The 19,044-nt window shown below is 64.4% G+C and carries 18 protein-coding genes; 4 read left to right on the top strand and 14 right to left on the bottom strand.

Annotation, left to right across the window (positions count from 1 at the left end):
* Window positions 1-174 precede the first annotated feature (174 nt).
* Complete coding sequence (locus tag AB5Y70_RS06550) at window positions 175-375, top strand: YbfA family protein (protein WP_045523888.1); 201 nt, start codon at window positions 175-177, stop codon at window positions 373-375.
* 280 nt (window positions 376-655) lie between these two features.
* Here AB5Y70_RS06550 and AB5Y70_RS06545 read toward each other — a convergent pair whose 3' ends face one another.
* The 6 genes from AB5Y70_RS06545 to AB5Y70_RS06520 form a co-directional block, all read right to left on the bottom strand.
* Window positions 656-1,003: a response regulator gene (locus AB5Y70_RS06545; protein WP_279988955.1), complete on the bottom strand. Its 348-nt coding sequence runs from the start codon at window positions 1,001-1,003 to the stop codon at window positions 656-658.
* Window positions 993-3,455, bottom strand: coding sequence for a transporter substrate-binding domain-containing protein (locus AB5Y70_RS06540; protein ID WP_319882059.1), 2,463 nt, complete (start codon window positions 3,453-3,455; stop codon window positions 993-995). The genes AB5Y70_RS06545 and AB5Y70_RS06540 overlap by 11 nt, the downstream gene beginning before the upstream one ends.
* Window positions 3,456-3,490: 35 nt before the next feature.
* Window positions 3,491-3,877, bottom strand: a complete 387-nt coding sequence (locus AB5Y70_RS06535) for a hypothetical protein (protein ID WP_223920708.1) — start codon at window positions 3,875-3,877, stop codon at window positions 3,491-3,493.
* Window positions 3,878-4,020: 143 nt separating this feature from the next.
* Window positions 4,021-4,788 carry a class III extradiol ring-cleavage dioxygenase gene (locus AB5Y70_RS06530; protein WP_049636606.1) on the bottom strand — a complete coding sequence of 256 codons (768 nt, stop codon included), beginning with the start codon at window positions 4,786-4,788 and terminating at the stop codon, window positions 4,021-4,023.
* 298 nt (window positions 4,789-5,086) lie between these two features.
* Window positions 5,087-5,557 carry an FKBP-type peptidyl-prolyl cis-trans isomerase gene (locus AB5Y70_RS06525; RefSeq protein ID WP_010673545.1) on the bottom strand — a complete coding sequence of 157 codons (471 nt, stop codon included), beginning with the start codon at window positions 5,555-5,557 and terminating at the stop codon, window positions 5,087-5,089.
* 140 nt (window positions 5,558-5,697) lie between these two features.
* A complete protein-coding gene (locus AB5Y70_RS06520; protein ID WP_049636607.1) occupies window positions 5,698-6,852 on the bottom strand; it encodes a Na/Pi symporter in 1,155 nt (384 codons plus the stop codon).
* A 251-nt stretch (window positions 6,853-7,103) separates the two neighbouring features.
* Here AB5Y70_RS06520 and AB5Y70_RS06515 point away from each other — a divergent pair, with 251 nt between their 5' ends.
* Window positions 7,104-7,496: a hypothetical protein gene (locus tag AB5Y70_RS06515; protein ID WP_029314009.1), complete on the top strand. Its 393-nt coding sequence runs from the start codon at window positions 7,104-7,106 to the stop codon at window positions 7,494-7,496.
* A 75-nt stretch (window positions 7,497-7,571) separates the two neighbouring features.
* Here AB5Y70_RS06515 and AB5Y70_RS06510 read toward each other — a convergent pair whose 3' ends face one another.
* The 5 genes from AB5Y70_RS06510 to AB5Y70_RS06490 form a co-directional block, all read right to left on the bottom strand.
* Window positions 7,572-8,915 carry an APC family permease gene (locus tag AB5Y70_RS06510; protein ID WP_049636608.1) on the bottom strand — a complete coding sequence of 448 codons (1,344 nt, stop codon included), beginning with the start codon at window positions 8,913-8,915 and terminating at the stop codon, window positions 7,572-7,574.
* Window positions 8,916-9,385: 470 nt separating this feature from the next.
* Window positions 9,386-10,729, bottom strand: a complete 1,344-nt coding sequence (locus tag AB5Y70_RS06505; protein ID WP_041214747.1) for an APC family permease — start codon at window positions 10,727-10,729, stop codon at window positions 9,386-9,388.
* On the bottom strand, window positions 10,729-10,866 hold the full coding sequence (locus tag AB5Y70_RS06500) for a hypothetical protein (protein ID WP_164882979.1): 138 nt from the start codon (window positions 10,864-10,866) through the stop codon (window positions 10,729-10,731). The genes AB5Y70_RS06505 and AB5Y70_RS06500 overlap by 1 nt, the downstream gene beginning before the upstream one ends.
* Window positions 10,867-11,099: 233 nt before the next feature.
* Window positions 11,100-12,389 carry a 4-aminobutyrate--2-oxoglutarate transaminase gene (gabT, locus tag AB5Y70_RS06495; RefSeq protein ID WP_042014742.1) on the bottom strand — a complete coding sequence of 430 codons (1,290 nt, stop codon included), beginning with the start codon at window positions 12,387-12,389 and terminating at the stop codon, window positions 11,100-11,102.
* Between the two features lie 232 nt (window positions 12,390-12,621).
* Window positions 12,622-14,085 (bottom strand): NAD-dependent succinate-semialdehyde dehydrogenase, encoded by a 1,464-nt coding sequence (locus AB5Y70_RS06490; RefSeq protein ID WP_200164049.1) that lies wholly within the window; start codon window positions 14,083-14,085, stop codon window positions 12,622-12,624.
* Window positions 14,086-14,394: 309 nt separating this feature from the next.
* On the opposite strand from AB5Y70_RS06490, the gene puuR reads away from it, so the two are divergent.
* Both puuR and AB5Y70_RS06480 read left to right on the top strand, forming a co-directional pair.
* Window positions 14,395-15,003: an HTH-type transcriptional regulator PuuR gene (gene puuR / locus AB5Y70_RS06485; RefSeq protein WP_029314011.1), complete on the top strand. Its 609-nt coding sequence runs from the start codon at window positions 14,395-14,397 to the stop codon at window positions 15,001-15,003.
* A gap of 49 nt (window positions 15,004-15,052) precedes the next feature.
* Entirely contained in the window at window positions 15,053-16,330 is a 1,278-nt protein-coding gene (locus tag AB5Y70_RS06480) for an FAD-binding oxidoreductase (protein WP_128273405.1), read from the top strand.
* An 89-nt stretch (window positions 16,331-16,419) separates the two neighbouring features.
* On the opposite strand, the gene AB5Y70_RS06475 is transcribed toward AB5Y70_RS06480, so the two are convergent.
* From AB5Y70_RS06475 to AB5Y70_RS06465, 3 genes are all read right to left on the bottom strand, one after another.
* A complete protein-coding gene (locus tag AB5Y70_RS06475; protein ID WP_041213311.1) occupies window positions 16,420-17,619 on the bottom strand; it encodes a transporter in 1,200 nt (399 codons plus the stop codon).
* 62 nt (window positions 17,620-17,681) lie between these two features.
* Entirely contained in the window at window positions 17,682-18,341 is a 660-nt protein-coding gene (locus AB5Y70_RS06470) for a hypothetical protein (protein ID WP_042881141.1), read from the bottom strand.
* 7 nt (window positions 18,342-18,348) lie between these two features.
* The gene (locus AB5Y70_RS06465) at window positions 18,349-19,026 is read right to left on the bottom strand and encodes a C39 family peptidase (protein WP_039039335.1); all 678 of its coding nucleotides are present in this window, start codon (window positions 19,024-19,026) and stop codon (window positions 18,349-18,351) included.
* Window positions 19,027-19,044 lie beyond the last annotated feature (18 nt).

The raw sequence follows: 19,044 nt of genomic DNA, 5'->3' as shown, positions 1-19,044 counted from the left end.
GAACAGGGGCCGCGTTTTGCCACCTTTGTTATTTTTTAGTTAAAGAATGTAACCCGGTTTCATTTTTAGGCTTTTAGCCCCGTTTTTTATCAAAAAATGGCGCTGTCGATGTAGTAATCCTACAATGATTGGCGTAATCTTTGTTCAGTGGTCTTACCAGTGAGGCGTTACATCATGTTTCATCCCTTCTCCCTGACTCAGATAATCCTTCGCCGCATCTTCGTCTTGGTGGCGGGTTTGCTCGCCTTCCCGGTGATGCTGTTTCGCCGGGATCGCGCCCGTTTCTACAGTTACCTGCACCGCATCTGGAGCAAGACCAGCACCAAGCCGGTCTGGCTCAAGATGAGCGAGCGAGGGGAGCGGATCTTCTACTGATCCTCCCCGTGACGCCCGCTTCACCCGGCGCCAGACTGGCGTGGCAGGCAGGCAGGGCGCACCTCCCGATATAAAAAAACCGACACCCTGGTGTCGGTTTTTTTATGGGGCTCGAACCGCCACCGGCCTTGTATCCATGGCTGGTCCACGTTGTCTCTTGTCTCTTGTCTCTTGTCTCTTGTTTCTGTGGGCGACCCTTTATGCCGCAAACGCCGGCGCACTCTCAGCCACATTCTCAGTCGCGCCCGTGCGACATGACGGGAGGAAGGGCTGGGGGTTCTCAGGGCGCTGGCCCCAGGGTGGCCAGCGCCGCGCGCAGACGGGCGAGGCCGATGGGCTTGAACAGGCAGTCGTTCATGCCGGCGGCGAGGCAAAGCTCCCGCTCGCGAGGCTGGGCATGGGCGGTGAAGCCCCAGACGGGCAGGTCATGGCCGAGGGCTCGCAGGTTGCGGGTCAGCTCGAAGCCGTCCATCACCGGCATCTGGCAGTCGGTGATGACCAGATCGAAGGGGTGGCTGGCGAGGGCGCGCAGGGCCTCCAGGCCATTGCTACGCACACTGACGTCGTGTCCCAAGTGCTTGAGCTGCTGGCGCAGCAGGATCTGGTTGGCGTGATTGTCATCGACCACCAGGATATGCAGCCGATGGGGGAGGGGTTGAGCCTGGTGGGGCTGGGGCGCCGGCATTGCCGTGATCGGGGCGGGGGGTTGCTGGGCGAGCGTGAGGGGCAGTCTTATCTCGAGGCGGGTGCCCTCGCCGACCTGGCTGTGAACGGCTATCTCCCCCCCCCATCATCTGGCACAGGATGCGGGCGATATTGAGGCCCAGCCCGCTGCCGGGGAACTGGCCCTGGCCGTGGGCGCGATAGAAGGGGGTGAAGAGCCGGGGCAGCTTGTCCGCGGGAATGCCGGCTCCGGTGTCGGTGATGGTGAGGTGCAGCACAGGAGGCTGCTCGCCCCCGGTCAGGGTGGCGGTGATGGCGACCCGGCCCTGCTCGGTGAACTTGATGGCGTTGCCGATGAGATTGAAGAGGATCTGGCGCAGGCGAAGGGGATCGATCAGCACCCTTGGCATGGGGGTGTCGGGTAGCCTGACCTCATAGGTCAGCCCCTTCTGCTCGGCCATGCCCGCAAAGACCCGGGTGACGGACGAGAGCAGGGGAGCGAGATCGCAGGGGGTGGGAGTCAGGGTCATCTGGCCCGCCTCTATGGAGGCGATATCCAGGCTGTCCCCCAGCAGATCCAGCAGGCCGTTGGCGGAGTCGGCGGCGATGCGCAGCAGCTCGCCGCTGTGACGGCTGAGAGCGGGATCCTCGGTGGCCAGCTCCAGCATGCCGAGGATGGCGTTCATGGGGGTGCGGATCTCGTGGCTCATGGTGGCGAGGAAGTCGCTCTTGGCGCGGCTGGCGCTGTCGGCCTGCTGTTTGGCCTCGCGCAGCGCCTCTTCCAGCCGCTTGCGGTCCGTGATGTCTATCCAGCCGTCGATCACCCCGCTGATGGCCCCCTCCCCGTCGAAATAGGGCACCATCCAGTGATAGATGTCGCTCTGGGTTCCCCTGTGATGGAAGAGGCGATCCGCAAAGATGGGCTGCCCCTCCTGCAATACCCTGGCAAAGTCCTGCTCCAGCACGGCGATGCTGTCTGCATCGAGCACCCCTGACAGCCCCTGGGCGAAGGGCTGACCCAGGATGGCCTTTGGCTCGGCGCCGAGCTGGGCCAGGTATTTGCTGTTGCACAGCAGCACCTTGCCGCTCTTGTCCCGCACGACGATGGGGTGGGGCAGGCTCTCCCCCAGCGCCCGGATGAACCTGACATGGGCCTCCAGTTGCTGGCGGGAAGCCTGCTCGGCGCTAGCCATCCGCTTGAACATGCGGTTGCGATAGAGCAGCACCAGCGCCAGGGTGAGGAGCCCCACGAACACCAGGTAGACGATGTGGGCGTGGCGATCCATGAAGCCGGGCACCGGCAGTTTGCGGTTGCGCCACTCGTAACTCATCATGGCGAGCTCGTTGGGGGGGATGGCGAGGATGGTCTTGTCGAGGATCCCCATCAGCATCCCCTGTCCGGGCAGGCTGGCAAACCCCATCCGGATTGGTTCGTCATCGGCGGGGCCGGCGATGCGCAGCGGGCTCTGGGGATCATTGTCCAGCGCATGGCGGGCAAAATAGAGGGGCACGATGGCGGCATCCACCTGTCCCTGGGCGAGCACCTCCATCGCTTCTGCGGCACTCTCCACCTGGGTGATGCGGCTGCCCTCCAGTCTCTGTGCGAGGGGCACATGGTGCGTCATCGCCACCGTCTTGCCCGCCAGACTCCGGATGGTGTCGATCCCTTGTTCCTCCTGGCGGGTGAGGATCACATAGATGTTGTCGGTGGCGTAGGGCACCGAGGTGCGCAGCCCGTAGTGTTCAGCCACCTGCTGGGAGATGGCGCCGATGAGGTCGATGGCGCCTGACTGCATGGCTTTTGCCAGTTGACGCTCGGAGTCTGCCCGCACGAACTCGAAGGTGAGGCCGGTGCGTGTGCGGATCTTGTCCAGCATGTCCACCGTCATGCCGACCAGCTGGCCGTCATGATCCAGGGCGCCATAGGGGTAGAGGTTGTCCATCAGCCACACCCTGATGGGGGGCGCTTGCCGCATCCAGGCCCGCTCGGCGGCATCATAGAGATCGGTGCTTCGCTCGTTCATGTCGCGGATGGGCCCGTTCCACTGGGTGAAGAGGGTGTTGCGCGCCCGGTCGTCGATGGCCGCCAGCCCCCGGTTGACCAGGCTGAGCAGGGCGGGCTCGGTGGCCGGGACGGCAAAGCGGAATTCGGCAGGCGCCAGATCGGGCGGGGCCTCGCCCCGCTGGCGAAGGTTGTCGAAGCGTTCGCTGTTGAGGTAGTGGGTGGCGTGGGCATCCCCCAGCAGGATGTCGTCGCGGCCGAAGAAGACCGCATCGAACGCCTCCATGTTGGAGGGATAGGTCACCAGGGTGAGAGTGGAGTAGTAGCGGCCAAAGCGCGCCCTGTCTATCTGATCCCGGACGGCGGCTACCCGCTGTCCCGGTGTGAGCAGTGCCCCCCGATAACGTCTGGGCACGGAGAAGACGAGGGGGCTGCTGAAATAGGGGTTGCTCAGGCGGATCGCCCGGGTGTCACTGTCCGCCAGGGTGAGATTGCCGAGGCTGGCGAGGTGTATCTCCCCCGTGCCAGGGCACGGAGCAGGTGCGCCTTGTCGGGGAAGGCGCTCAGGGCAACGGGTTTGTCCAGCATCCGGGCCAGCAGGTCGATGTAGTCGGCACTGAGCCCCTCGACGCGCTGGCGAGCGATCATGGTGAAGGGGCGGTAGTCCTCTTGCAGGATGCCGACCCGCAGTTGGGACTGCTGGCGCAGCCATCCGAGCTCCGCCTCCGACCAGCGGGGAGGCAGCGGGGCGGGATCGTAGCGGCTGTGCAGGGTCAGGGCCTGCACAGGTTGAAGGCAGAGCAGACAGAGCAGGATCAGTGTTCGATATAGGTTCATCTAGCCACCCGACGCGACAGCCATCCCTGCCAAGCCTCATCCTATGGCGGCCATTCTACCGGAAAATGGCTATAACGAGTCCGCTATTTCTCCACGCGCGTCGGCGAGAGCACGGCAAGCAGGGCGGCCTGGCCGCCCCGCCCTCAACCGAACTGGTAGGCCCCCATGTAGAGGCTGCCGTAATCCCAGCTGTCGTGCAGCTTTCGGGGTCTGTCGGCCCCCGCCGCGCCGAGCGCCACAAACAGGGGGCGCAGGTGATCGTCGTGGGGATGGGATTCCACCGCGCCCGGCGCCCGGGCCCGGTACTCTTCCTGCGCCCCCCTGTCTCCCTCTGCCATGGTCTGCTCCAACCACCGGGCAAACTGACTGGCCCACTGGGGAACCGGCGAGCCGTCCGGCCCGAGGGCACGCAGGTTGTGGGTGATGGCGCCGGAGGCGAGGATGCCGATCCCTTGCTCGCGCAGCCCCTGCAATGCCTCCCCCAGTTGCCACAGCTGGGCCGGGGTGAAGCTGGCCGGGATGGCGATCTGCACCAGGGGGAGTTCACTGTCCGGATCCATCAGGGAGAGGGGGGACCAGACCCCGTGATCCAGCTCGCGGCGCACCGGGGTGGCGGGCAGGCCGGCCAGCAGCAGCTGATCGCTCACCGCTTCCTGCAACCATTGCGGGCTCGTCGCGGGCCAGCGGATCTGGTAGAGGGGCTCGGGGAAGCCGTAGAAGTCGTACATCAGGGCCGGGTTGGGCTCGACGTTGATCTGCAGCTCGCTTCGGCTGAACCAGTGGGCCGAGATCACCACCAGCCCTCTGGCACCCTCGAGGCGCAGTTGCTTCAGGAACCGGGTCGCGGGCTGATCGCGCAGGACCAGATCCGGGGCGCCGTGGGAGATGAACCAGACAGGGGCGATAGACATGACAGACTCCATATGCGTTGTGCCGATGCGCGCGGCGCACCGACAACCCGAGGCCAGGGCGACATGCCGCTGACGATGTGGTCATTATCTGCCCCTATTAATGGGTTAACAATCAGGCTTTATGGATAAGCACTCTTCACTTTTGGTTGATAGTCTGGCATCAGGGCGAGGGAGACCGGGGCAGAAACGACAACGCCGGCGCAGTGCGCCGGCGTTGTGATCAGGGTCCGTCGGACGTGGCCCCTGACGGGATGCCCCGCAGCGCCACCGCCAAGATCAACGCGGGCCCCGGGCGGGTTTATTGAATGCCCAGCAGCTCCACGTCGAAGATGAGGACTGAGCCCGGCGGGATCTTGCCGGCGGCGCGATCGCCATAGGCCAGGTTGGCGGGGATGTAGAAGCGGGTCTTCTCCCCTTCCACCATCAGTTGCACCCCTTCGGTCCACCCCTTGATCACCTGGTTGAGGCCGAATTCGATGGGCTCGCCACGGGCGACGGAGCTGTCGAACACGGTGCCGTCCAGCAGCTTGCCCTCGTAGTGCACCTTCACCTTGCTGGTGGCGGTGGGGTGAACGGTGCCGGTGCCCGGGGTCAGCACTTCGTACTGCAGGCCGGAGGCGGTGGTGGTCACCAGGGGTTTTTCCTGGTTGCTGGCGAGGAACTCGGCCCCCTTGCGCACGTTCTCTTCCGCCAGCTTCCGGTTGTTGCTGCTGGAGTAGAAGTAGTAGGCGGCGCCGGCGATCAGCAGGGCTATCAGAATGAATTTCATCGGGTTTTCCTGTTCCTTGAAATCAGAGTGCGAGTGAGGGGGCATCTTATCCCAGCCAGGGGGAGAGGGCGAGGGGAGGCGCCCCGGGATGTGACCTGGCGGGCAAGGGGGCGGGGGCAGCTGAGTGCCCCCGCGCGGGGTTACTTGACGGCCACCATCATCAGGGCGGGCAGGGCGAAGAAGAGCCCGGCCACGTAACCCAGCGCCAGCAGCTTGTTCTCGCTGCCGACCCGGGCCAGGGCTTCGGCGGCCTTGATGGGCAATTCCCGCAGGAAGGGCACGCCATAGATGAGCACCACGGCGAAGAGGTTGAACAGCACGTGGACCAGGGCGATGGTCAGGGCGAGCTGGGCACCGGCACCGCTGATGGCGGTGGCGGCCAGCAGGGCGGTGATGGTGGTGCCGATGTTGGCCCCCAGGGTGAAGGGGTAGAGCTGACGGGTGTTGAACACGCCGCCTCCCGCCAGGGGGATCATCAGGCTGGTGGTGGTGGAGGAGGACTGCACCATCACGGTGACCAGGGTGCCGGAGGCGATGCCGGTGAGCGGGCCACGGCCCAGGGCCTTGTGCAGCAGCTCCTTGGCACGGCCCACCATGACCTGTTGCAGCACCTTGCCAAGGGCGGTGACGCAGAACAGGATGAGCAGAATCCCGATGAGAATGGTGGCGATGGCGCCCCCCTTGCCCGGCAGGAAGGCGACGGCACCGTCGATGAGATCCAGGGACGGGGAGATGAGGGGCTTCATGAAATCCATCCCCTTCATCGACATGTCGGCGGAGCCCAGCAGCAGGCTGGCAATCCCTTCCGCACTCTTTTGCAGCAGACCGAACATCAGCTCCAGGGGCAGGAAGATGAAGACCGCCAGCAGGTTGAAGAAGTCGTGCACGGTGGCGGCGGCGAAGGCGCGGCGAAACTCGCCTCTGTCCCGGATGTGCCCCAGGGAGACGATGGTGTTGGTGATGGTGGTGCCGAGGTTGGCCCCCATCACCATGGGGATGGCCATGGCCATGGGCAGGCCCCCTGCCACCAGGCCGACGATCACCGAGGTGACGGTGCTGGAGGATTGCACCAGGGCGGTGGCCAGGATGCCGAGCAGCAGCGCGACGAAGGGGTTGTTGGCAAAGGCGAAGATCTGGGCCGCGCCCTCGGCGCCGCCGGAGAAGCCCTTGAAGCCGTGGGAGACGGCGCCAACGGCGACCAGGATCAGGTAGATCAGCGTGATCACCGCGAGCCAGTTGAACAGGGGGCCGGGACGACGGATCTGCTGGGGTGCGGAAGATGCGGTGCTGTGCATATGGCCTCTTGGGGTCGTTCTGCGTTGAAAATGGACGGGCGCATTACAACAAGGCTCCATGACAGAAATATGACAACGTGACACTTTTATGATGCTTTGGTGACAGGGCGGCAGGGGGCGTCGCAGACAAAAGGTGTCGGAGCAAACGCCGATATGACGCCATCCGGCTCATCACCGGCCCCCGCCCTTGCACTGGGATCCCAGGGTTATATGCTGCCGGACTTTCCTGTCTTGAAACTGAGGAAGTGATGATGCGTGCATGGGTTTTGTGCCTCTCCCTGGGTCTGCTGTCTGCCGGTGCGCAGGCCAGCGTGTTCAAGTCCGAGTGCAACCTCGACAAGGCGGTCAGGAACGAGGCGATGAACGCCACCCTGGGGGTCAAGGGCAACTGCGATGCCGACAAGCTGGTGCGCAAGCAGAAGGAGAAGGCCAATGCCGAGGTGAAGAAACACACCACGGACGTGCTGGACAAGAAGACGGCGGGACTGAAAGAGACCAGGCAGCACACCAATGCGGCCCTGAACAAGCAGAGTGCCGGTGTGAAGCAGGCGCAGGACAAGGTGAACCAGACCCGCAAGGATGTCAACGCCGTGACCAGGGATCCGGTCAAGGCGGCCGCCACGGCCGTGCTCAATCAGGGGTGAGGGTCCGCGTATCGGACGTCTGAATGCAAGAAGGGGAGCCATGGGCTCCCCTTCTGTTTGGGCGTGTGTGCCGCCTTACTGGCCGTCGGCCGCTTCCTCGTACTGACGGAAGGGGATGCGGAACACGGCGAGGCGCAGGAAGAGGTAGGTGACCCCGATCCCCGCCCAGATGAGGCCAAGCTCCAGGGAGCTCTGCTCCAGGTTGATCCAGAGGGCGCCGATGGTGGCGGCCCCCAGCAGCGGCAGCACCAGGAACAGCAGGTGCTCCTTGAGGCTCTTGTTGCGCTTCTCGCGCACCCAGAACTGGCCGATCACCGAGAGGTTGACGAAGGTGAAGGCCACCAGGGCGCCGAAGTTCACCAGGGCCAGGGCCATGTCCAGATCGAACGACACTGCGGAGAGGGCCAGGGCCCCCACCAGCAGCACGTTGATGGCCGGGGTGCGCCAGGTGGGGTGGATATAGCCGAACACCCGCTCCGGGATCATGCGATCGCGACCCATCACGTAGAGGATGCGCGACACGCCGGCGTGGGCCGCCATGCCGGAGGCGAGCACGGCAGCGGTGGTGCACACCAGCACCACGCTCTGGAACAGGGTGCCACCCACGTAGAGGGCGATCTCCGGCAGCACGGCGTCCGGCTCCTTGAAGCGGGCCAGATCCGGGAAGAAGAGCTGCAGGCTGTAGGAGACGGTGACGAAGATGATGCCGCCGATGAGGGCCGTCAGCACGATGGCACGGGGGATCACCTTGCCGGCATTCGGGGTCTCTTCGGAGAGGGAGCTCAGGCCGTCGAAGCCCAGGAACGAGAAGCAGAGGATGGTGGCGCCGGTGAACAGCGGCAGCATGCTGGCAGACTCCATATGGAACGGACGGCTGCTCATCAGGGTGCCGGCCCCTTCACCGTGACTCAGGCCCCAGGCGATGAGGCCGAGGAAGGTGACGATGATGGCGATCTGGATGAAGACGATGAAGCCGTTGAGGTTCGCCACCAGCTTGATGCCGCGCAGGTTCAGGAAGGTCATCACGGTCACCAGACCGAAGATGAAGATCCAGGGCTCCACGGTGGGGAACATGGCGGTCAGGTAGATCTTGGCCAGCAGGATGTTGATCATCGGCATGAACATGTAGTCCAGCAGGGAAGACCAGCCCACCATGAAGCCCACGTAGGGGTGGAACACCTTCTGGGCATAGGTGTAGGCGGAGCCTGCGGACGGGAAGCGGCGCACCAGGTGGCCGTAGCTGAACGCGGTCAGCAGGATGCCGCCGAGCGCCAGCAGGTAGGCGGTGGCCACGCGACCATCCGTGATGTCACCGACGATGGCGAAGGTATCGAATACCGCCATGGGCGTGAGGTAAGCCAGACCCATCACCACGACCTGGAACAGGGTGAGGGTCTTGAGCAGCTTGGCACCGGCCATCACGCTTTCTCCTCTGCACAGGCCCCGTGGGCGAGATGGGACGGGATCAGGGACGCGGAAACGCGTCGCTGGACACAGGGGGCGCCCATCTGTGGCACAGATGCGTGGCGCACGCCGGCGGGGACCGGCAGGAAAGCAGTGAAATGCCCCATGTTTTTCCTCACAACGTCGGGAGATTGCTTGGCAATCTGGGTATCAATTCCGGCACATGGCCGGCCTCTTGGTGAATGGTGGTGTGCCCCAGAAAAGCAAAGAACCGATGTTGTTGAAACATCGGCTCTCAAGGGGCGCCGTATTGTGCCCTCAGGGGGGGGAGGAGACAAGCGAAAAAGGCCGCCAGCGGGGAATTTGTTCCCCCCGTGAGCGATCACTTCGCCACCGCTGCCGGAAAGTCGATGACAACCTTGTCATCAGACGGGGTCCTGCTTTGCCACCATGCGAAACCGGCGCCCTGGGGGCGCCGGTTTTGCTCAGGAGGCGTCCTGCTCGGGGCGGCCGAGGCGGACCCGGAACACGGTGAGGCGCAGCAGCAGGTAGATGGCGCCGAGGGCGGCCCAGATCAGCCCCAGCTCGAAGGAGGCGGGCTCCAGGTTGAGCCAGAGCACCCCGATGCAGGCGGCGCCGCACAGGGGCAGGGCGAGGAACAGCAGGTGATCCTTCAGGGTCTTGTTGTGGCCCAGCCTGAGATAGAAGTGGGCAATCACCGCCAGGTTGACGAAGGTGAAGGCCACCAGGGCGCCGAAGTTGATGAGCGCCAGCGCCATCTCCAGATCGAAGGCCACCGCCGAGAGGGCCAGCATGCCCACCAGCAGCACATTGAGAGCCGGGGTCTGCCAGGTGGGGTGGATGTAGCCGAAGACACGGCTCGGCAGGGCGCGATCCCGGCCCATCACATAGAGCAGGCGCGACACCCCGGCGTGGGAGGCGAGCCCCGAGGCGAGCACCGCTACCGTGGTGCAGACCAGCACCACCGCCTGGAACAGCTTGCCGCCCACATAGAGGGCGATCTCCGGCAGCACCGCATCCGGCTGCTGGAAGCGGGAGATGTCCGGGAAGAAGAGCTGCAGGAAATAGGAGACCGAGATGAAGAGCACGCCGCCGATGAGGGCGGTGAGCACGATGGCCCGGGGGATCACCCGATCCGCGTTCGGGGTCTCCTCCGACAGGGTGGTGATGGCGTCAAACCCGAGGAACGACAGGCAGAGGATGGAGGCGCCGGTCAGCAGGGGATTGATGTGCATCTGCTCGGAGAAGAAGGGGCGGCTGCTCGCCACCGTGCCGAGCCCCTCGCCGTGGCTCACGCCCCAGGCGATGAGGCCGATGAAGACGGCGATGATGCTGAACTGCATGATGACGATCAGGCTGTTGAAGTTCGCCACCAGCTTGATGCCCCGCAGGTTCAGGAAGGTCATGACGGCGGCCAGGGCCAGGATGTAGGTCCAGGGGGCCACGCCGGGGAAGAGGGCCTCCATGTAGATCTTGGCCAGCAGCATGTTGATCATGGGCATGAACATGTAGTCGAGCAGGGAGACCCAGCCCACCATGAAACCCACATAGGGGTGGAACACCTTCTGGGCATAGGTGTAGGCGGAGCCTGCCGAGGGGAACTTGCGCACCAGGTGGCCGTAGCTCATGGCGGTGAACAGCATGCCGATGAGGGCGAGCAGGTAGGCGGTCGGCACATGGCCTTCGGTGATCTCGGTGACGATGCCGAAGGTGTCGAACACCGCCATGGGGGTGAGATAGGCCAGCCCCATGATGACCACGTGCCAGAGTTTCAGGCTTTTTTTCAGACCGGCGGGGTGCGGGTGCATCAGGCGATCCCCCGCAGGCTGGCTGACGGGATCAGGCTGACGGTGAGGTCATCCTGCACGGTGGGGGCGCCAGTCCGGGATGCGGACGGATGGCGCAGACCGGCGCGGGCCGGCAGGAAAGCGATGATATGCCCCATGGAGTTCCTCACTAAGAAGCGGGTGTCGTGAGATGGCGTGCCACCTCGTTATCATTTCCGGTCTGTTCCGGCCTCGTTATGGATTTGTTTGGCGCAAAAAAAGAACCGGGCTCCGATGAGCGGACGGTCCTTGAATACGGCGGCGCATTGTGCATTCGTGATGCCCCCTTGACAAGCATATCAAGGGAGCAAAAACGCATTTTTTTGCACGTGGGCGAACGCGGTCTTCCGGATCAGGCCAGGGAGGCGGACAGGGCCTGCTCCAGCAGGTCCAGTCCCTCGTCGACGATGGCCGCCGGGGCGGTCAGGGGGGCGAGGAAACGGATCACGTTGCCACGCACGCCGCAGGCCAGCAGCACCAGCCCCCGCTTGCCCGCCTCGGCCACCAGCCGCTTGGTGAGATCCGGGTCCGGTCTGGCGGCATCTCCCTCCTTCACCAGCTCCATGGCCACCATGGCGCCGGGGCCACGGATGTTGCCGATGCAGTCAAACCGTGTCGCCAGCTGGTGCAGGCGTGCCTTGATCTGCTCCCCCTGGGCCAGGGCCTTCTGGTTCAGGCGCTCCTCCTCGATCACCTCCAGCACTGCCAGGGCGGCGGCGCAGGCGATGGGGGAGCCCGCATAGGTGCCCCCCAGGCCACCGGGCTTGGCGGCGTTCATCACCTCGCTCTTGCCCACCACGGCAGAGAGCGGGAAGCCGCCGGCCAGGCTCTTGGCGAGCGTCATGATGTCGGGTTCGACACCGCTGTATTCGGTGGCGAAGGTTTTGCCGGTGCGACAGAAACCGGTCTGGATCTCGTCGCAGATGAGCAGGATGCCGTGCTGGTCGCACACCTGGCGCAGGCGCTGCATGAAGCTGGCGGAGGCGGGGTAGAAGCCCCCTTCCCCCTGCACCGGCTCGATGATGATGGCGGCCACCCGGGTGGGTTCGATGTCGGCGCTGAAGCAGAGATCCAGCGCGGCCAGGGCATCGTCTTCACTCACTCCCAGGTAATCGGCGGGGAAGGGGAGGTGATAGACCTCCCCCGGGAAGGGGCCGAAGCCGGTCTTGTAGGGCACCACCTTGCCGGTGAGGGCCATGCCCATCATGGTGCGGCCGTGGAAGCCCCCCTTGAAGGCGATGGTGCCGCTGCGACCGGTGTGGGCGCGGGCGATCTTGATGGCGTTCTCCACCGCCTCGGCGCCGGTGGAGAGGAAGAGGGTGCGCTTGGGGGTGGGGCCGGGCACCAGGGCATTCAACTTCTCCGCCAGCTCGATATAGCCGGAGTAGGGGGTGACCTGGAAGCAGGTGTGGCTGAACTTCTCGAGCTGCTCGCGCACCGCCGCCACCACCTTGGGGTGGTTGTGGCCGGTGTTGAGCACGGCGATGCCGGAGGCAAAGTCGATGTAGCGGTTGCCCTCCACGTCCCACAGCTCGGCGTTGTGCGCCCGGTCGATGAAGACCGGCAGCAGGGTGCCGACCCCCTGGACCACGGCCGCTTCGCGGCGGGCCTGCCACTGCTGGTTGTTGCTTGAATGACTCATCTTTCCTCCCTGAGGGGCATGGGCCCCCGCTGTTCCTGTGCCATCTGGCCATATGTGTGCCGCCAACTGCCCTCGGGCAGGGCGGCCTGTTCGCAAAAGGGGGCCCCGGGTGTGCCCTCAGGGCCCACAAGGCGCTCGGTCGTGACCGGCGGCCCCCTCTTTCTATCTGTAAAAGCGATGGGCTGTGTCATAACGCATCTGTTTTAACGATGCGATTGCCCCTTCACTCCCCTCAGCGAATGCCGCCAAAGCAGAGGTATTTGGTCTCCAGGTACTCCTCCAGCCCTTCGGCCGCCCCTTCCCGGCCCAGTCCCGACTCCTTGATCCCGCCAAAGGGGGCCAGTTCGGTGGAGATGATCCCCTCGTTGATCCCCACCATGCCGTATTCGAGCCCCTCGGCCACTCGCCACACCCGGGCGATGTCGCGGCCATAGAAGTAGGCGGCCAGGCCATAGGGGGTGTCGTTGGCAAGCGCAATGGCCTCGGCTTCCGTCTCGAAGCGCACCAGGGGGGCGACGGGCCCGAAGATCTCCTCGTCCAGAATGGGGTTGCCCCGGGTGACCCCGGTCAGGATGGTGGGGTGATAGAAGAGGGGACCGGCGGGGTGGGCGTCGCCCCCCACCAGCACCCGGGCACCGGCGGCGACCGATTGCTGCACCAGCTCGGCCACCTTGCTGGCGGCGGCCGGGTTGATGAGGGGCCCGATCTGGACGCCCTCGCCCATGCCGTCCCCCACCTTGAAGGCTTTGACCGCGGCGGCGAGCTTCTCGGCGAAGGCGTCATAGACGCTGGCCTGCACCAGGATGCGGTTGGCGCAGACGCAGGTCTGGCCGGCGTTGCGGTATTTGGACGCCAGGGCCCCGGCCACGGCGGCGTCGAGGTCGGCGTCGTCAAAGACGATGAAGGGGGCGTTGCCGCCAAGCTCCAGGGAGAGGCGCTTCATGGTGTCGGCGCACTGGCGCATCAGCAGTTTGCCGATGCGGGTGGAGCCGGTGAAGGAGAGCTTGCGCACCACGGGGTTGCTGCACAGCTCGTTGCCCACCGCGCTCGCCTGATGGGAGGTGACGATGTTGATGACCCCGGCGGGAATGCCCGCCTGCTCCGCCAGTACCGCCAGCGCCAGGGCGCAGAGGGGCGTTTCGGCGGCGGGCTTGATGACGATGGTACAACCGGCGGCCAGCGCCGGACCCGCCTTGCGGGTGATCATGGCGATGGGGAAGTTCCAGGGGGTGATGGCGGCCACGACCCCCACCGGCTGCTTGATGGTGGCCAGGCGCCGATCGGCGGAGAAGCCGGGGATGGTGCGGCCATAGGCACGTTTGCCCTCTTCCGCGAACCACTGGATGAAGCTGGCGCCGTAGGCCACCTCTCCTCTGGCTTCCGCCAGCGGCTTGCCCTGTTCGCAGGTCATGATACGGGCGAGCTCCTCCTGGTTGGCCATGATGCGCTCGAACCAGGCGTAGAGTTTGCTGCTGCGCTCCTTGGCGGTGAGGGCCGCCCAAGCGGGTTGCGCCGCGTGGGCGGCCGCGATGGCGAGGCGGGTATCCTCCCCGTCCATGTCGGGCACCTGGGTGATGACCTGGCCGGTGGCCGGGTTCAGGACCTCGAACCGGCGCCCGCCCAGGGACTCGCACCAGCGGCCGTCGACATAGGCCAGGGATTTGATCAGGGAGAGAGCAGGTTGTGATGCTGACATAAGTAAGGGGCCTCGATAGTGGGTCTGGGTGGCGCGTTTATGTGGGCACCGCCGTATAGAATAATAAGCACGTAACGACCATAAAATGAGCCGAAATGTTTTTCAAGTGTTAAATATATTTGAGTGAACTGGGCGTCACATGCTAGAAATGGGGCTGTTAGCGCGATTGTAGCGGTTTTCATTGCGCAGGGTGTGCAAAATAATGAACGCTCTGGGTTGTGCAGGATAGTGAACGGGGCTGACGTTCCTGACTCACTATATTGACCAGTCGGCCCCAGGTATTCGAATGACCATGGAAGGAGGTGGGCGATGGAGCAATCCCGTGGCGAGGTCCGGTGGCGGACCATGACGGACAATCCCCTGGCGGAGCACGAGAGAAACATGGGGGAGCGGCTTGCCCGGATCCGCAGGGAGCTCGGGCTCTCCCAGCGCCGGGTGGCGGAGCTGAGCGGCCTGACCCACGGCGCCATCTGCATGATAGAGCAGAACAAGGTGAGCCCCTCGGTGGCCTCCCTACAAAAGCTGCTGAGCGTCTACGAGCTGCCGTTGTCGCGCTTCTTCGCCGAAGAGGAGGTGGCGAGCACGCCCAGCGTGGTGATCAAGGCGGAGCAGCTCATCGAGCTTGGCAGCCAGGGGGTCTCCATGAAGCTGGTGCACAACGGCAACAATCGGCGCCAGCTCGGCTTCATGCTGGAGACCTATGCCCCCGGCACCGACACCGGCGGCGTGGTGAAGCATCAGGGGGAGGAGGTGGGCACCGTGCTGGAAGGGTCGGTGTTGCTGACCCTTGCCGGCCAGACCTATGAACTGTGCGCCGGGGACAGTTATGTCATCGATACCGGCGAGCCCCACAGTTTCAGCAATCCCTCGGGGCAGGTCTGCCGCATCGTCAGCGCCCACACCCCGGCCAGCTTTTAATGTGAACAACCCGTTGTGTTGGAAACGAACCGGTAAGGAAACAGGGATCATGACCGAACATGTAAAGAGTTACTACGCAGCCAGTGCCAACAAACACGCGCCCTATCCCACGCTCACCGAGCAGCTGGAGTGCGACGTCTGCGTCATAGGCGCAGGCTACACCGGCCTCTCCAGTGCGCTGCATCTGGTGGAGAAGGGGTACAAGGTGGTGGTGCTGGAGGCCGCGCGAGTCGGCTTTGGCGCCAGCGGCCGCAACGGCGGCCAGATCGTCAACTCCTACAGCCGCGACATCGACACCATCGAAGCGAACTGCCCGCCGGATCAGGCCAGGCTGCTCGGCTCCATGTTGTTTGAGGGGGGCCAGATCATCCGCGAGCGGATCAAACGCTACAACATCCAGTGCGATCTGCAGGAGGGCGGGGTCTTTGCCGCCGAGACCGAGAAGCAGCTTCACGAGCTCAAGGCGCAGAAGGCGCGCTGGGAGAAGTGGGGCAACGACCAGCTGGAGCTGCTCGATGCCAAGGGGGTGCGCGAGGTGGTCGCGAGCGATCGCTACGTCGGCGCCCTGCTGGACAAGAGCGGCGGCCATATCCATCCCCTCAACCTGGCGCTGGGGGAGGCGGAAGCCATCCGCATGCAGGGGGGGCTTATCTTCGAGCAGTCCGCCGTCACCAGCATCACCCCAGGTCAACCCGCCCTGGTCAAGACCGCCAAGGGGGCGGTGAAGGCGCGCTTTATCGTGGTGGCCGGCAACGCCTACCTCGGCAATCTGGTGCCGGAACTGGCCAGCAAGAGCATGCCTTGCGGCACCCAGGTGATCGCCACCGAAGTGCTGGGAGAGGAGCGGGCCCGTTCACTCTTGCCACAGAACTACTGTCTGGAGGATTGCAACTACCTGCTCGACTACTACCGCACCTCCGGCGATCACCGGCTCATCTATGGCGGCGGCGTGGTCTACGGGGCGCGGGATCCGGCGGACATCGAGCGGCTGATCATCCCCAAGATGCTCAAGACCTTCCCGCAGTTGGCCGACGTCAAGGTGGAGTACACCTGGACCGGTAACTTCCTGCTCACCCTGTCGCGGCTGCCGCAATTTGGCCGCATCGGTCACAACATCTACTACATGCAGGGCTACAGCGGCCACGGCGTCACCTGTACCCATCTGGCGGGCAAGCTGCTCTCCGAGGTGCTGAGCGGTCAGGCGGAGCGCTTCGATGCGTTCGCCAGGCTGCCGCACTACCCCTTCCCGGGTGGCCGCCTGCTGCGCATCCCCTTCACCGCCGCCGGCGCCGCCTGGTACACCCTGCGCGATCGCCTGGGGGTGTGATGTCACCGATGGCCCGCCAGGCAGGCTGGCGGCAACAAGAAGAGGGAGGCGTTATGCCTCCCTCGTTTTTTGCCGTCAACCTGGCGGGGCTAGAAGCGGTAGGGGAAGCGGATCCCGATGGTGTAGTCCGGTGCATCCGTGGTGAGCCCGGCAGACCAGTTGACCGCCATGGAGAGGTTGTCGGTGATGGCCCAGGTCGACCCCATGCCAAAGCTGGCGGCGTTGGCATCGGAGCCGGTGACCTTCTCCATGGCAAAGCCTTCGGACCCCTGCTCGGACTCCATGGTGACGCGCTGGTTGATGTTGAAGGAGAGGCTGAAGCGTTCGTTGAGGGCGAATGCGACCCCCAGGCCATATTCATACCAGTCCCCCAGCTGGATGCTGCCGGGCTGGTTGCCGGGCTGGTAGGAGATATCGTCAAAGTCCTGCTTGAGGCTGTGACCATAGTTGAGGCTGGCAAACAGGATGGCGGGATCCATGGTCTTGACCAGGGAGAAGCCGGTGGAGAGCTGCCAGAGCCCGTTGCCGGTGGCGAGCTCCTTGGGGGTCACCAGGTTGCCCGATTCCGAGGTGTTGATCTCGATGCCGTAAGGATCCTTGCCGGTCGGCGCCTTGGCCCGGAAGTTCCACACCAGATCCGGCCAATCCTCGCTCTCGGCCATGACCCTGTAGTAGATGGCGAGGCTGAGATCCCCCAGACCGCCATCGCTGACGCTCTGCTCCTCGAAGTCGCGGCTGGAGTTCTCCTTGCCGGTGCTCTGGTAGTTGGTGTTGCGGAACATGTAGGGGAGGGCCAGCTCCAGTTGCCAGCGATCGTTGAGGGTGTAGCGGGTGATGACATCCGCCGTCCACTGATCGGAGCGCACCCGATCCAGGTTGATTTCGCCAAGGAAGATGGCGTCCAGGGCGAGGAAGCCGCGCAGGGCGAGATCCTTGCGGTTGTAGTGCTGGTAGGAGAGGCCCACATCGACGGTCAGGGCGCGGTCGAACACATTGTGCTGTTCGATCATCAGGTCTTCGGTGCTGCGGCCGACTTCCGGCGTGCGCCGTGAGGCGTCCTGCTGGGTGGAGGCGACGGCGGCCCCGGCTCCGACCCCGGCGGTTGCCGTCGTGGCACCGGCGGCCTTGACGGCCTCCAGGCGGGCCTGGAGCTGATGAAGGGCCTGATTTTGCTGGATCAGTTGCTGGCGCAGGAGATCCAGCTGTTGTTGCAGGGCCTCCTCCTCGGCCGTGGCCCCCCAGCAGGCGAAGGGGGCGAGGGCAATCAGCAGCATGCGAGACTGTTTCATCGGGATACGTCCTTGTTGTTTATCATCCTTTCTGATGGTTCAGCCCCCGGGCTCACCGGTGCTCAGCGCGAAAACCAGATGCGGGTCTGATTGAGCGTCTGCAAACCGTCCCCTCTGACCTTGTTGAACTGCAGCAGCCCCCGGCTGAAGTCGGTACCGCGCAGGCTCTGCTCCAGCAGGACCCGGCCGTCGGAAGAGTGTAGTTGCAAGCCGGCATAATTCCCCGAGACCCGGTAGGTGGCGGTACCAAGATCGCCCTGGTGCTCGTAGCTGCCCGCCTGAACCAGGTGTCCCGTCATGGTGGGGGTGGTCAGTTCAATACCGGTCTGGTTGACCGAGCTGTTGCCACTCCCTTCCAGTTGAACGACCTGCACCAGCCCGGCCCCCTGCACCTGGGCCTCCTTGGTGGGCGTGGCCGCGGGCTTGACCTCATCCTTGACGCGCACATCCAGCTTGGGTTTGTTTTGCACAATGCTCAGCGCCAGGTTCATGGCCGCCGTCTGCTGGGCCTGGGCCGTGGTCAGTGACGAGATGAACTCGATGCCGAAGTAGCTGATGCCATGGCTGCTGACATAGCGGCCGCGCAGGTGGGCCAGCTCCCCGTCCGCCAGTTCGGGCGCAAAGTTGTCTGACAGATGGGCCAGCGGGTCCGGTGCTGCCAGCAGCGGAGAGGCGATGCCACCCAGGCTGCAGAGGAGGCATAGGGCGGGTCGGGTATTCATGATGACCTCACATTAGCTCTTTGTGCTGAAAACCGAATTCCAGCAGGGATGTTTCATTGACCGGGGCGAAGAGCCCATCCTTGCCTCTGACAGAGAGCGGGGGAGAGGGGTTGGCAAGGGGGGCATCGGGACGATAGCCCGCGCCGATGACGGCGAGGAGGATGCCGTTCCAGCTCTCCTTGAACTCCTTGAACGTGATCACCCGGTTGCCGAGGGCCGGGTCTGCCAGATAGACGCGATCGTGGCGATCGATGGCCCGCAGCACGGCAAAGTGCTGATAGCCGCGAATGTTGAGCAGGACGATGGTGGGCACCCTCACCTGGCGCAGTTTTTCATCGCCCAGTCGATACCCTCTGACCCGCATGCCGAGCATTTGCAGGTACTGCTTCATGTCGAGCATGGAGAAGCCGTAGTGCTTGACCTGCTCCGGGTCTGCCATGGCAAGCATGCCATCCATGACCCAGCGTTCATTGGTTGCATGGCCGTAGGCGTAGCGCAAGATGGTGGCGACGGCGGCGGCCCCGCAGCTGAAATCCGTATGTTGGCGCTCGATGTTGGCGTACCGGCGCTCCAGAATGCTCTGCACCGGTTTGTTGAGATCCCCCAGCGCCGGGAGATGCTCCCCCAGTGGCACCGAGCCTGCCCAGACGGCAGGACAGCACAGCAACAGCAACAGCCAGCGCATTCAGACCTCCAGTGTCAG

The sequence above is a fragment of the Aeromonas sp. s1(2024) genome, from assembly GCF_040908005.1.
In the GTDB taxonomy this organism is placed as follows: domain Bacteria; phylum Pseudomonadota; class Gammaproteobacteria; order Enterobacterales; family Aeromonadaceae; genus Aeromonas; species Aeromonas caviae.
Note: the sequence above shows the minus strand (reverse complement) of the source record. Positions and strands in the feature narration are given on the sequence as shown.